13 protein-coding genes are annotated in these 12,332 nt (G+C 69.3%); 10 read left to right on the top strand and 3 right to left on the bottom strand.

The genetic code is table 11. From position 1 onward, the window contains the following. The first annotated feature begins 11 nt into the window (after nucleotides 1-11). The 5 genes from rsmI to aroQ all read left to right on the top strand — a co-directional run bounded on the left by rsmI (nucleotide 12) and on the right by aroQ (nucleotide 5,613). Nucleotides 12-1,016, top strand: coding sequence for a 16S rRNA (cytidine(1402)-2'-O)-methyltransferase (gene rsmI, locus KILIM_RS06425; protein WP_006591834.1), 1,005 nt, complete (start codon nucleotides 12-14; stop codon nucleotides 1,014-1,016). A gap of 420 nt (nucleotides 1,017-1,436) precedes the next feature. After that, on the top strand, nucleotides 1,437-2,096 hold the full coding sequence (locus tag KILIM_RS06420) for a succinate dehydrogenase cytochrome b subunit (protein WP_006591833.1): 660 nt from the start codon (nucleotides 1,437-1,439) through the stop codon (nucleotides 2,094-2,096). 15 nt (nucleotides 2,097-2,111) lie between these two features. Beyond that, a complete protein-coding gene (locus KILIM_RS06415; RefSeq protein ID WP_051988665.1) occupies nucleotides 2,112-4,142 on the top strand; it encodes a fumarate reductase/succinate dehydrogenase flavoprotein subunit in 2,031 nt (676 codons plus the stop codon). A 114-nt stretch (nucleotides 4,143-4,256) separates the two neighbouring features. Next, a complete protein-coding gene (locus KILIM_RS06410; protein ID WP_006591831.1) occupies nucleotides 4,257-5,012 on the top strand; it encodes a succinate dehydrogenase/fumarate reductase iron-sulfur subunit in 756 nt (251 codons plus the stop codon). A gap of 160 nt (nucleotides 5,013-5,172) precedes the next feature. Further along, nucleotides 5,173-5,613: a type II 3-dehydroquinate dehydratase gene (gene aroQ, locus KILIM_RS06405; RefSeq protein WP_006591830.1), complete on the top strand. Its 441-nt coding sequence runs from the start codon at nucleotides 5,173-5,175 to the stop codon at nucleotides 5,611-5,613. Here aroQ and KILIM_RS06400 read toward each other — a convergent pair. Further along, the gene (locus tag KILIM_RS06400; RefSeq protein ID WP_006591829.1) at nucleotides 5,600-5,998 is read right to left on the bottom strand and encodes a hypothetical protein; all 399 of its coding nucleotides are present in this window, start codon (nucleotides 5,996-5,998) and stop codon (nucleotides 5,600-5,602) included. The genes aroQ and KILIM_RS06400 overlap by 14 nt on opposite strands. A gap of 319 nt (nucleotides 5,999-6,317) precedes the next feature. Between KILIM_RS06400 and KILIM_RS06395 the strand changes: the two genes are divergently transcribed. The 4 genes from KILIM_RS06395 (at nucleotide 6,318) to KILIM_RS06380 (ending at nucleotide 10,181) form a co-directional block, all read left to right on the top strand. Then, complete coding sequence (locus KILIM_RS06395) at nucleotides 6,318-6,578, top strand: hypothetical protein (RefSeq protein WP_255247614.1); 261 nt, start codon at nucleotides 6,318-6,320, stop codon at nucleotides 6,576-6,578. Nucleotides 6,579-6,666: 88 nt separating this feature from the next. Next, entirely contained in the window at nucleotides 6,667-8,487 is a 1,821-nt protein-coding gene (glmS, locus tag KILIM_RS06390) for a glutamine--fructose-6-phosphate transaminase (isomerizing) (protein WP_006591827.1), read from the top strand. Next, complete coding sequence (locus KILIM_RS06385) at nucleotides 8,484-9,110, top strand: LysE family translocator (RefSeq protein WP_006591826.1); 627 nt, start codon at nucleotides 8,484-8,486, stop codon at nucleotides 9,108-9,110. The genes glmS and KILIM_RS06385 overlap by 4 nt, the downstream gene beginning before the upstream one ends. A 117-nt stretch (nucleotides 9,111-9,227) precedes the next feature. After that, the gene (locus KILIM_RS06380; RefSeq protein ID WP_083875947.1) at nucleotides 9,228-10,181 is read left to right on the top strand and encodes an alpha/beta hydrolase; all 954 of its coding nucleotides are present in this window, start codon (nucleotides 9,228-9,230) and stop codon (nucleotides 10,179-10,181) included. Nucleotides 10,182-10,214: 33 nt separating this feature from the next. Here the strand turns inward: KILIM_RS06380 and KILIM_RS06375 are convergent, their stop codons facing one another. Further along, a complete protein-coding gene (locus KILIM_RS06375; protein ID WP_083875945.1) occupies nucleotides 10,215-10,529 on the bottom strand; it encodes a hypothetical protein in 315 nt (104 codons plus the stop codon). A gap of 77 nt (nucleotides 10,530-10,606) precedes the next feature. Then, nucleotides 10,607-11,182 carry a nucleotidyltransferase domain-containing protein gene (locus tag KILIM_RS06370; RefSeq protein WP_157551511.1) on the bottom strand — a complete coding sequence of 192 codons (576 nt, stop codon included), beginning with the start codon at nucleotides 11,180-11,182 and terminating at the stop codon, nucleotides 10,607-10,609. A 152-nt stretch (nucleotides 11,183-11,334) separates the two neighbouring features. On the opposite strand from KILIM_RS06370, the gene KILIM_RS06365 reads away from it, so the two are divergent. Next, on the top strand, nucleotides 11,335-12,270 hold the full coding sequence (locus KILIM_RS06365) for a threonine/serine dehydratase (RefSeq protein ID WP_006591822.1): 936 nt from the start codon (nucleotides 11,335-11,337) through the stop codon (nucleotides 12,268-12,270). Nucleotides 12,271-12,332: the final 62 nt, after the last annotated feature.

The following is a 12,332-nucleotide window of genomic DNA, read 5'->3' as shown; positions in this document are numbered from 1 at the left end:
AGGATCACGCCATGGTCGGCCGCAGTGATTTCCAGGGTATCGAAGTGCCCGAAGAGCCCGAATCGTCCGGCGCCGAGGTCGAGGTGGAGCCTGCTGAGGCTGGGGCTGAGGGTGAGGCTGAGATGGACGGTGAGTCGGGGCCGGCGCCTGACCTCCCGGGCGGGGTGCTCGTGCTGGCGGCGACCCCCATCGGTGATGCGCGCGACGCCTCCCCGCGGTTGGCGCAGGAGCTGGCCCGCGCCGATGTCGTGGCCGCCGAGGACACGCGACGCCTGCAGCGCCTGTCCGCCGCCCTCGGGATCCGCGCTGCCGACGTGCCCGGCGGGCGGCTGCTCAGCTATCACGATCACAACGAACGGGCCCGCACCCCGGAGCTGGCCCGCCAGGTGCAGGAGGGCAGGCGGGTCGTCCTCGTCACGGACGCCGGCATGCCGTCGGTCTCGGACCCGGGGTACCGATTGGTGGAGGCGGTGGTGGCCGACGGCGGCCGCGTCACCTGCGTTCCCGGGCCGAGTGCCGTGCTCATGGCCTTGGCCGTCAGCGGTCTGCCGGTCGACCGGTTCTGCTTCGAGGGCTTCCCGCCGCGCAAGAGCGGTGAGCGGGCCCGCGCACTGGCCGCCCTGGCCACCGAGCCCCGCACACTCGTGTTCTTCGAGGCGCCGCACCGGCTCACCGCGACGCTGGGCGACCTGAGCCAGGCGTTCGGCGCCGAACGGCCCGCGGCCGTCTGCCGCGAGCTGACCAAGAGGTACGAGCAGGTCGTCCGCGGTCCGCTGCGTGAGCTGCACGCCTGGGCCCAGGAGCATCCGGAGCAGGTGCGCGGCGAGATCACTCTCGTCGTCGCCGGCGCGACCGCCGACGGCATCGACCCCGACGACGCCGCCGCCCAGGTGGGCGCTCTCGTGGCGCAGGGTGCGCGGCTCAAGGACGCCTGCCGCACGGTGGCGGCTCGCACCGGTCTGTCGGCCCGGGAGCTCTACGCCGCCCAGGTTGCGGCTAAGAAGGCGGCGACCTAGGGCCGGCACCGCAGGCTCGACCCCCGGACCCCTCGACCTCCCGGGGGTTGGATTGGGGTGAGGGGCTGGAAAGGGCGGATCGCGCTGCGGGACACGGTTCCTGCGCCGTCCGCTCCGCGACACGCGAGGGGTCGGGACATGGGTCCCTGGTGACCTTGTCGGTGCTGCGCTCTAGGATGATTTTCACGACGATTGCGCAGGCGGAGGTCAGGGTTGACCCCCGCATGGTCGCTGTCTGGCTTGCCGGAGGCGCCAGTTGGGGCGCTTTCGCCGTGCGGTCCGCGCCCGACGACCTCCTCGCGCGTCGAGGGCAGATTCGGTGCAGCTTGAGCGAACCGCAGGGCACTCGAGACAGGAACGGGGCAGAATCCGCACGTGGCTACTTCAGCAGTGAAACCAGCGAACCGGAACGTGAGTCCGATGCATTCGACCATCGGGCTGAAGATCATGATGGCCGTCTCCGGCCTCTTCTTCGTCTTCTTCGTGCTCATGCACATGTACGGCAACCTCAAGATCCTCGTCAGCCATCACGCCTTCGATGACTACGCCCATCACCTGCGGGTGCTGGGCGAGCCGATCCTGCCGTACGAGGGTGGCCTGTGGATCTTCCGCATCCTGCTGCTCGTCGCGCTCGCCGCGCACGCCTACTCGGCGTTCACGCTGTGGTCCCGCGCTAACACGGCCCGCGGCACCCGGTACGCAGTGAAGAAGGCCGCGGCCGCCTCGCTCTCCAGCAAGTGGATGCGCTGGGGCGGCGTCGCACTGTTGACGTTCATCGTCTTCCACCTGGCCCAGTTCACCCTCATGTGGATCAACGTGGGCGGCACCTTCGACAGCCCGGCCGAGCGCGTCGTCGCGGCCTTCCAGGTGCCCTGGCTGACGCTGATCTACTTCATCGCCTTGGCGGCCCTGGCGATGCACCTCAACCACGGCACCTTCAGCGCGCTGCAGACGCTGGGCCTGACCAACACCACCAAGGCGTACGTCACCGCCAGGCTGATCGGCACGGCGATCGCCGTGATCGTCGTCGTCGGGTTCGCCATTCCGCCGCTCGCCATCCTCTTCGGCATTATCAAGTAAGGGCGCATGACTGACATGACCGAAACGTTGACCCCGAACACCACTGCGGGCATCACCGACGCGGCGCGGCAGTACTTCAGCGAGGGCGACCCGCTGAGCGACACCAAGGCGCCGGCCGGTCCGATCTCGGACAAGTGGAACCAGCGCAAGTTCGACGCCAAGCTCGTCAACCCCGCCAACCGGCGCAAGTTGTCGGTGATCATCGTCGGCACCGGCCTGGCCGGTGGCGCCGCGGCCGCGACGCTGGGCGAGGCCGGTTACCACGTCAAGGCGTTCTGCTACCAGGACAGCCCCCGCCGCGCCCACTCGATTGCCGCCCAGGGTGGCATCAACGCCGCGAAGAACTACAAGGAGGACGGCGACTCGACGTTCCGCCTCTTCTACGACACGGTCAAGGGCGGCGACTACCGCGCCCGCGAGACCAACGTGTACCGCCTCGCTGAGGTCAGCGCGAACATCATCGACCAGTGCGTCGCGCAGGGCGTGCCCTTCGCGCGGGAGTACGGCGGCCTGCTGGACAACCGCTCCTTCGGTGGCGTGCAGGTCTCGCGCACGTTCTACGCCCGCGGTCAGACCGGGCAGCAGCTGCTCATCGGCGCCTACCAGGCGCTGGAGCGGCAGATCGGTGCCGGCACCGTCGAGATGTACGCCCGGCACGAGATGGTCGAGCTGATCGTCGTCGAGGGCAGGGCCCGCGGGATCATCGTGCGCGACATGGTCACCGGCGAGATCGAGACGCACCTGGCCGACGCCGTGGTGCTGGCCACCGGCGGCTACGGCAACGTCTTCTTCCTGTCGACCAACGCGATGGGCTGCAATGTCACGGCCAACTGGCGCGCCTACCGCAAGGGCGCCTACTTCGCGAACCCCTGCTACACGCAGATCCACCCCACGTGCATCCCCGTGCACGGCGACAAGCAGTCGAAGCTGACGCTGATGAGCGAGTCGCTGCGCAACGACGGCCGCATCTGGGTGCCGAAGAAGGCCGAGGACTGCGACAAGGACCCGCGTCAGATCGCCGAGGAAGACCGCGACTACTACCTCGAGCGCATTTACCCGGCGTTCGGCAACCTCGTGCCCCGCGACATTGCCTCCCGCCAGGCCAAGAACATGTGCGACGAGGGTCGCGGCGTGGGCCCGGCCGTCGTCGAGATCAGCCCGGAGGGTGAGGAGCGGCGCGTGCGCCGCGGCGTCTACCTCGACTTCGCCGACGCCATCGAGCGGATGGGCGAAGACGCCGTGCGCACCAAGTACGGCAACCTCTTCGACATGTACGAGCGCATCACCGGGGAGAACCCCTACAAGGTGCCGATGCGCATCTACCCGGCGGTGCACTACACGATGGGCGGCCTGTGGGTCGACTACGACCTGCAATCCACCATCCCGGGTCTGTTCGTGACCGGCGAGGCCAACTTCTCCGACCACGGCGCCAACCGCCTCGGTGCCTCCGCGCTCATGCAGGGCCTGTCCGACGGCTACTTCGTGCTGCCGAACACGATCCGCGACTACCTGGCCGACGGGCCGTTCCCGAAGATCGACGGCAACGACCCGGCGGTCGCGCAAGCGCGCGACTCGGTGTTCGACCGCATCGAGCACTTCCTCAACTGCAATGGCACCCGCTCGGTCGACTCCTTCCACAAGGAGCTCGGCCAGATCATGTGGGAGTACTGCGGCATGGAGCGCAGCGAAGAGGGCCTCATGAAGGCCATCGGGCTCATCCGGGAGCTGAAGAAGGAGTTCTACTCCAACCTGCGCGTGCTGGGTAAGGCCGACCAGATGAACCAGTCGCTAGAGAAGGCCGGCCGGGTCGCCGACTTCATCGAGCTCGGCGAGCTCATGTGCATCGACGCCCTGCACCGCCGCGAGTCCTGCGGTGGTCACTTCCGCGCCGAGTCGCAGACCGAAGACGGTGAGGCGATGCGGCACGACGACGAGTTCCTCTACGTCGCCGCGTGGCAGTACGCCGGCGAGGATCAACCGCCCATCCTGCACAAGGAAGACCTCGTGTACGAGTTCATCGAGCTGAAGCAGCGGAGCTACAAGTGATCACCCCACAAAGTTCTACGTTCGTACCTCACTCCGATACTCTGCGGGGGCCCCGATGATCACCCCACAAAGTTCTACGTTCGTACCTCACTCCGATACTTTGCGGGGGCCCCGATGAACATCACTGTCAAGATCTGGCGTCAGGACGGCCCGGCGGCACCTGGCAAACTCGTCACCTACGACGTGGCGGACATCAGCGAGGACATGTCGTTCCTCGAGATGCTCGACGTGCTCAACGAGAACCTCAACGACAACGGCGAGGAGCCGGTCGCGTTCGACAGCGACTGTCGTGAGGGCATCTGCGGCATGTGTGGCCTGGTTATCAACGGGCGCCCGCACGGCAACACCGGCGACGACCCGCACGGCAACACGACGACCTGCCAGCTGCACATGCGCAGCTTCAAGGACGGCGAGACGATCACCATCGAGCCGTTCCGGGCGCACGCCTTCCCGGTGATCCGCGACCTGGTCGTCGACCGCACGGCGTTCGACCGGATCATCGCCTCCGGCGGCTTCATCTCGGCCAACACCGGCTCCGCCCCCGAGGCGCACGCCGCACCGGTCGAGAAGAAGAAGGCCGACCGCGCGTTCGAGGCCGCGGCCTGCATCGGCTGCGGCGCCTGCGTCGCGGCGTGCCCGAACGCCTCCGGCATGCTGTTCATGGGCGCCAAGGTCACCCACCTCGGTGAGCTGCCCCAGGGCCAGCCGGAGCGGTGGACCCGCGTCAAGGCGATGGTCTCCACCCACGACGGCGCCGGCTTCGGCGGCTGCACGAACATCGGTGAGTGCACCGCCGCCTGCCCCAAGGACATCCCGCAGGATGTCATCGCCACCCTCAACCGCGACCTCATGCGCTCGCTGGCCCACTGATCGCCAGCGCGTCGCCCAACGGCGGTCGGCCCTAGCGGGGGTCGGCCGCCGTTGGGCGTTCGGCCGCCCCCGGCCGGCCGGTTACGGTGGAGGTCTGGCGCTTCGCGCCGTCTGATGCACGGTGCCGGCTACCACCCGCACCGCCTCGAAAGGAACGTCCATGACCGGCACGATCGCCCTGCTCAACGGGCCGAACCTCAACCTGCTCGGCGTGCGCAAGCCGGAGGTCTACGGCCGGGCGACGCTGGCCGACGTCGAGCAGTTGTGCCGCGACGAGGCGGCGCGGCACGGGCTGGGCATCGAGGCGGTGCAGTCCAATCACGAGGGCGCGCTGATCGACGCGGTGCACGAGCTGCGCGCCACCGCGGTCGGCTTCGTCGTCAACGCCGGGGCCTTCACTCACACCTCGGTCGCGCTGCGCGACGCCCTGGAGACGATCGAGGGCCCCCTCATCGAGGTGCACATCTCCAACGTCCACGCCCGCGAGGCCTTCCGGCACCACTCCTACCTGTCGCCCATCGCCTCCGGCATCATCGTCGGCTGCGGCATCCAGGGCTACGCCTTCGCGGTCGCCCGCATCGCCGAACTCACCGGCGCTTAAGCGGAGCGTCCGTCTCTTCGAGAATCAGCATGTCGATCCGGTGCATGCCGACGAGCATGGCGACGAAACCGCCCACGGCACCGAGGAGTTGAAGTAGTACTCCGGCGTTCTGCCCTTCCCGAACGGTCAGCGACAGCGATTCCCCCTCGCACACATCAATGTCCAGCGTGTTCGACCGAGTCGACCCGCGGCGCGAGCGAACCTGGAGCCGACGGGGCCCAGCGGGTACCGGAACTGTCAGAGTGCGCGGGAAACGCACAAGCGTGCAGGTGGCGACGTCGTCCACGTAGAGCGCGAAGGCGCCCTTGGATCCCACCTCGAAGTCCACGGTCAGCAGGACGGTCGAGCTGTCGCCCCCCAGCGGCGGCTGTTCCTGATCGGCCATGCCCCAAGCCTCGCATCGCTGCTGGAGTCCGTGCCGGTCTGCGCGGACGTAGCGACTTCTCGACGCACTCGCGCGACCTGCGTGCCGGTAGTCCCGAGTAAATGCACTGGTCACAGGCTTGGGCGTGGCGATGATGTGCGGCCGAGTGCGTTGAGAAGTCGCTACGTCTGGCGTGCTGCCCGGCTGACGGCTGGCCGGTCGTTGGCAGGCGTACTCACCCGCGGCGAAAGAAGCGTGCGCGGGAGGCGGCAATGCCGGTATCTGCCCGAAATCGGGCAGATTTTTGGTGTTCGGGCTGTGGATGCGCCACCTTAGGGGGGTGATCGATGCCGACCTTCTCGACCACGTGGCCGCGTCGACGGGCTTGACCCCGGGCGAGGCGCAGCGTGTCGTGGAGGACGTCATCGCGTGGTATCGCGAGCCGGTAGGTGACTACGTTCGTCGCCGGCACGCCGAACTGCAGGTGCACGGGGTTCGCAATCAGCAGGCGTTCGAGCGCATTGCGGGGGAGTTGGGGGAGCGCGTCGTAGCGCCGCCGCACCTCTCCCAACGGCAACTGCGCCGCATCGTCTACGGCTGAGGTCAACCTCGTCGACATGACTACCAAGGCACTATCGAGCGGCCCTTGATGGCCGAGTCGCACAGTACAGAAGGAGAACGGCACACTCATGTGTGGAATCGTCGGATATGTCGGTGCTCAGCCGGCCGCGCCCATCCTCATCGACGGCCTGACGCGGCTGGAGTACCGCGGCTACGACTCCGCTGGTGTCGCTGTCGTCAACGGCAAGGGCACGACGTGCGTGCGCACGGTCGGTCGCGTGCGTGAGCTGGAGTCCGCGCTGCCCAAGCGCCTGGCCGGCAGCCTCGGCATCGGTCACACCCGTTGGGCCACCCACGGCCCGGCCGCCGAGCGCAACGCCCACCCGCACCGCAGCGAAGACGGGCGCATCGCGGTCGTGCACAACGGCATCATCGACAACGCCGGCGCGATCCGCGCCCAGCTGGAGAAGGAGGGCGTGGAGTTCAGCAGCGACACCGACTCCGAGGTCGTGGCCCACCTCATCGCCCGCAGTGGCGCCGACACCCTCGAGGGCGCCGTCCTGGAGGCCACCGACCGCATCGGCGGCACCTACGCCCTGGCGATCACCGACGAGTCGCGCCCCGATCGGATCGTCGTGGCCCGCAACGGTTCTCCGGTGATCCTCGGCGTTGGCGAGGGTGAGATGTTCGTCGCGTCCGACGCCTCCGCGCTCGTGCGGCACACCAGCTCGGTCGTGCACCTCGACGACGGCGAGCTCGCGTCCGTCACCACCGACGGCTTCCGCACCTTCACCAAGGACGGCGCCGACACCGGCCGCACGCCCGAAGACATCGGCGTCGACGCCGACGACCTAGACCTCGGCGGCCACGCGCACTTCATGCTCAAGGAGATCCACGAGCAGCCGGCCGCGGCCGCCGCGGTGATCGCCGGGCGCATTGACGAGCGCTTCGGCACCACCCGCCTCGGCGGCCTCAACCTCACCCCCCGTGAGCTGCGGGCGTTCAAGCGCGTCAAGATCCTCGGCTGCGGCTCGGCCTACTACGTGGGGCAGATGGGCGCGCAGATGATCGAGGACCTGGCCCGCATCCCGGCCGACGCCGAGGCAGCCAGCGAGTTCCGCTACCGCAACCCGATCATCGAGGCCGACACCCTCTACATCGCGGTCAGCCAGAGCGGCGAGACCGCCGACACGGCGTTCGCCGTGCAGGAGGTGCAGCGCAAGGGCGGCTACGTGCTCGGCGTCGTCAACGTCGTCGGCTCCACGATCGCGCGGGCCGTCGATGGCGGCGTCTACATCCACGCCGGCCCGGAGGTGGCAGTCGCCTCGACGAAGGCGCTGACCAACATGGGGATCGCCTTCGCCATGCTCGCCGTGCAGCTGGGCCGGGTCCGTGACCTCTCGGTCGCCGACGGCAAGCGCATCCTCGCGGGCCTGCAGGCGATTCCCGGGCAGATCGCTCAGGTGCTCGCCGACGCGGAGCCGGCCAAGGCCATCGCGGCCGAGCTCATCAAGGGCGACAGCGCGTTCTACATCGGCCGCACCCGCGGCTACCCGGTGGCCCGCGAGGGCGCTCAGAAGCTCAAGGAGATCAGCTACATCCACGCCGAGGCCTACCAGGCCAGCGAGCTCAAGCACGGCCCGCTCGCGCTCATCGACGAGCAGATGCCGACCGTGGCGATCATCCCCGACGACGAGCTGGCCGACCGCAATCTCGCCGCCGGCGAGCAGGTGCTCGCGCGCAAGGGCCCGCTCGTGGTCATCGCGCACCCCGGCGTCGACGTCAGCGCGCTGAAGGTGCCGACGATCCGCGTGCCCAAGAACGAGCCGGAGCTCGACCCGATCCTGCTGACCATCCCCACCCAGGTCATCGCCTACTACGCGGCGCTCGCGCTCGGCCTCGACGTCGACAAGCCGCGCAACCTGGCCAAATCGGTGACCGTCGAGTGACCACCGCGCTCGTCTCCTTCGCGCTCGTCGCGGGGCTGATGACGATCACGCCGGGCATCGACACGGCGCTGGTGCTGCGGGTGGCCGCGACCCGAGGTCGGCTCGCCGGCTTCGCGGCCGCCCTCGGCATCACCTCGGGAGTGCTGGTGTGGGCGGTCGCCGCGGCGTTGGGCGTGTCGGCGCTGCTCGCGGCGTCGGCCACGGCCTTCCTCGCGCTGAAGGTCGTGGGCTCTGCCTACATGATTTGGCTCGGCGCGCGGCTGCTCTTCGGGGCGCTGCGCGGCGGGTCGGGGCATGGTCGCGCCGAGCCGGTCGCCGCCGGCGGTCCCTGGCCGTTCTACCGCCAAGGCCTGCTGGTCAACCTGCTGAACCCGAAGGTCGGGGCGTTCTACGTGGCCGTGCTGCCGCAGTTCCTGCCGCCCGACGTGCCACCCGCGCTCGCCGCCGCCGCGATGGCGCTCGTGCACAACGTCGAGGGTCTGCTGTGGTTCGCCCTCGTGATCTTCACCGTTGATCGGATGCGCGCGTGGCTGGCCCGCCCGAGGGTGCGTCGCGGCCTCGACGCGGCCACCGGCTCGGTCATCGTCGGCTTCGGTGTGGCCCTGGGGCTGTCCCGGGGCTGAGCTGCGGAGACGGGGCGATTCATCGCCCTTGTCACGTAGGATGCGCGCCATGCTGGCCTCCGTCGATCTGCCACCGGCCCTGCATGCTCGGGTCGGTTCACCGTGGCGCAGCGCGCTGTGAGGTTCGCGCGCCCGGCCGCCGGTGCGGCACTGGTGGCGGCCCCCGCCTGGGTGTTGGCGACCAGGTTCGACGCGGTTCGCGACGGCCATCCGGCGTACGCGGTGGTGCTGGCCGTCGCGGGCTTCGTGGGGCTGCTCTTGATCGTCGGCGCCTTGCGCGCGCGTCGGCGCGGTGCGGAGGCGGAGGTTGTCCGGCGTGGGGGCCTACGGCTGGTCGGCGCGGCGCTGGGCCTCGTGCTCGCCGTGCTGGTGGCTGTCGGCGTCGTGTGGCTGCGGCCGTACTCCGGAGACGCGACGGCGGTGGCCGCGATGTCCGGCACCGCGCAGGTCGCGGTGACGCAGGACGCGACGTCGATCACGCTGACTCCCACTGCCGAACCTGCCGAACCTGCCGGCTCGGTGGCCGGGCTCATCTTCCAGCCTGGCGCCCGGGTCGACGCGCGCGCCTACGTGCCGCTGCTCACTCCACTCGCGGAGGCGGGCCACCCGGTGGTCATCGTCAAACAACCGTTGGGGATCGGCTTCCTCGCGCTCGGCGCCCCGGAGCGGATCGTCGATGCCTACGCGGAGTCCGGCTCGCAGGAACGCCGGTGGATGGTCGCGGGGCACAGTCTCGGCGGCGTGGCCGCGGCGCGAGCTGCGGCGTCGGGTGACCCACGCATCCACGGCCTCGCGCTGTGGGCCTCCTATCCCGACGGCGCGACGACCGTCCCGCAGCAGCCGGTGGCTAGCATCTACGGCACCCGCGATGGCCTGGCCACCCCGGCGGACATCGAAGCCTCCCGACCCCTCCTGCCCGCCGATGCACGCTTCGTGCCGATCGACGGCGGCATCCACGCCTACTTCGGCGACTACGGCCCCCAGTCCGGCGACGGCACCCCTACTATCGACCGCGCCACCGCCCAAGCCCAGATCATCGCCGCCATGCGCGACCTCCTCGCCACCAAGTGACGGGCTTCGCCTCAGGCCCGGGGGTAGCGTGCTCTACACCTCGGACGCTCGCTGGCCAAGCCTGTCTGCGGCGCGCATGGCCCGTGTGGCTGAGTCGGAGTTGAGCGCGGCCACCCCGTACTGTGCCTGAGTCTTGATGCTGATCAGGGTCTGTAGATCCGAGGCGGCTTGAGGGTCTGCCTGTCGGAGTAGCTGGACAGCGTGCGAGTGGTCGCCGCTCGAACTCCTCTCGCCGAGCAGGGCAATGCAGGTCGCATCGGCATAGGCGATCCCTGCCAGTACGGCAATGGCCGCATCGACCTTCCGGGATCGTGGATCATTCAGGTCACCCAGGCTCGCGCGGTCCATCAGGAGATCGCCGTCCTCGCGGCGAGCGCGTGCATCGCCAGGTGTCCCCCTAACCGTGCGGGCCGGTTTTCGGGGCGTCATTGGCTGCTGCTGGCGAGGAAAGCGCGCGATTGTTCGAGCAGATCCATACCCTCGCGACGGATCTCAACGGCGAATGGCTCGTCGCTGTCGCTCAGATCGGACCATTCCTTCGGAGAGAGGGTGACGACGTCACAGCTGTTACCGGTCCAGCGGCGCACGGCCGTCACTAGTTCAAGGATCTGGGTGGACCAGAGGTCATCCTGGTGGGCTCCTTCTGCTTGCGGGACGATGAGGAGGTCCACGTCGCTGCTCGCATCACCTTCGCGGCGTGCCGCGGAACCGAACAGAACAGCGTGCTGTGCGGGCAGCGTCCAGCCTTCGATGCGCTCGCGGATGCGCGAAATGGCAGTGGCGCGACCGTTCGCCGCGGCGAGCAGCGGCTCGGTGAGGACGTGTTCGCGGTTGAGGCTGTAGCCGCGCGTTCGGCCGATGGAGATCTCGTCGAGCAAGCCTTGTTCCGCGAGGCGCTCGGCGGCCAGGCGGACCCCCGGTCGCGAGGCCCCCGCGTAGTCCGCGATCTCGCCGAGGCTGTAGATCTTCGTCGACCGCGCGACGCAGGTGAGGACGCGCATGTCCAGGCTAGGCGAGAGGGACTGCAGCGGGTGCGCCAAGTGCATGATGACACCCCAATCGATAGAAAAGTTCTAATATTGAAACTATAGTTGCACTCCCAGTCGTCCGCAACGATCGGGCGGAATGCGCCGGTCGTCCCGAAGGAGTCTTGATGGTCACGGTTGCGCAGGTGCAGGAGGCTCAGGCTCGGATCGAGCCGTTCGTGCGACGGACACCGGTGGTGACGGCCGTCGGCGGCGGACTGTGGTTCAAGGCCGAGTTTCTGCAGACGTGCGGGGTGTTCAAGACCCGGGGGGCGTTCAACCGGCAGTTGGCGGCGCGGGAGCGGGGTGAGCTGGATGCCGTGGCCGGTGTCGTCGCGGCGTCCGGGGGCAACGCGGGGCTTGCCAACGCCTATGCGGCCGCGCGACTCGGGGTGCCCGCCACGGTGTTCGTGCCGACGACCGCGCCGCAGGTCAAGGTCGACCTCCTCCACGCCTACGGGGCGCGGGTGCAGCGCGCCGGCACCGAGTATGCGGAGGCGTTCGAGGCGGCTCAGGAGTACGTCGCGAGCACCGGCGCGTTGTTCTGCCACGCCTACGACCAGCCCGACATTGCCGCCGGCGCGGGCGTCATCGCGTTGGAGATCCTGGAGGACGTGCCGCACGTCGACACGATCGTCGTCGCCGTCGGCGGCGGGGGACTGTTCGCAGGAATTGCCGCGGTGGCCAACGACCGAGGGGTGCGCGTCGTCGCGGCCGAGCCGACTCGCGCGCCGACCCTGCACGCGGCGCTGGCCGCTGGGGAGCCGGTCGACGTCTCGGTCTCCGGGGTGGCCGCCGACTCCCCGGGCGCCCGCCGCCTTGGCGCCCAAGGCTTCGAGCAGGCCAGGCAGACCCACCCGGTCAGCGTGCTCGTCGAGGACGAGGCGATCGTCGCGGCCCGCGACGCGCTCTGGGACGACTGCCGCATCCCCGCGGAACACGGCGCCGCGACCGCCTACGCGGCGCTGACCGCCCAGGCCTACCGACCCGCCTCCGGGGAGACGGTCGTCGTCATCATCTGCGGCGCCAACACCGACCCCACCACCCTCGGCGCCGCCCGTTGATGGTGATCCAGCGCACGGCGGCGTCGAACTCGGCGACGGCCTCGGGATGCTCCTGCTGGGCC

This window comes from Kineosphaera limosa NBRC 100340, from assembly GCF_000298215.1.
GTDB lineage: Bacteria > Actinomycetota > Actinomycetes > Actinomycetales > Dermatophilaceae > Kineosphaera > Kineosphaera limosa.
Note: the sequence above shows the minus strand (reverse complement) of the source record. Positions and strands in the feature narration are given on the sequence as shown.

Bases quoted from the DNA above. Each gene is read 5' to 3' on its own strand.
- rsmI (WP_006591834.1), top strand. From the start codon at position 12: ATGGTCGGCCGCAGTGATTTCCAGGGTATCGAAGTGCCCGAAGAGCCC.
- KILIM_RS06420 (WP_006591833.1), top strand. From the start codon at position 1,437: ATGCATTCGACCATCGGGCTGAAGATCATGATGGCCGTCTCCGGCCTC.
- KILIM_RS06415 (WP_051988665.1), top strand. From the start codon at position 2,112: ATGACCGAAACGTTGACCCCGAACACCACTGCGGGCATCACCGACGCG.
- KILIM_RS06410 (WP_006591831.1), top strand. From the start codon at position 4,257: ATGAACATCACTGTCAAGATCTGGCGTCAGGACGGCCCGGCGGCACCT.
- aroQ (WP_006591830.1), top strand. From the start codon at position 5,173: ATGACCGGCACGATCGCCCTGCTCAACGGGCCGAACCTCAACCTGCTC.
- KILIM_RS06400 (WP_006591829.1), bottom strand. From the start codon at position 5,998: ATGGCCGATCAGGAACAGCCGCCGCTGGGGGGCGACAGCTCGACCGTC.
- glmS (WP_006591827.1), top strand. From the start codon at position 6,667: ATGTGTGGAATCGTCGGATATGTCGGTGCTCAGCCGGCCGCGCCCATC.
- KILIM_RS06375 (WP_083875945.1), bottom strand. From the start codon at position 10,529: ATGGACCGCGCGAGCCTGGGTGACCTGAATGATCCACGATCCCGGAAG.
- KILIM_RS06370 (WP_157551511.1), bottom strand. From the start codon at position 11,182: ATGCGCGTCCTCACCTGCGTCGCGCGGTCGACGAAGATCTACAGCCTC.
- KILIM_RS06365 (WP_006591822.1), top strand. From the start codon at position 11,335: ATGGTCACGGTTGCGCAGGTGCAGGAGGCTCAGGCTCGGATCGAGCCG.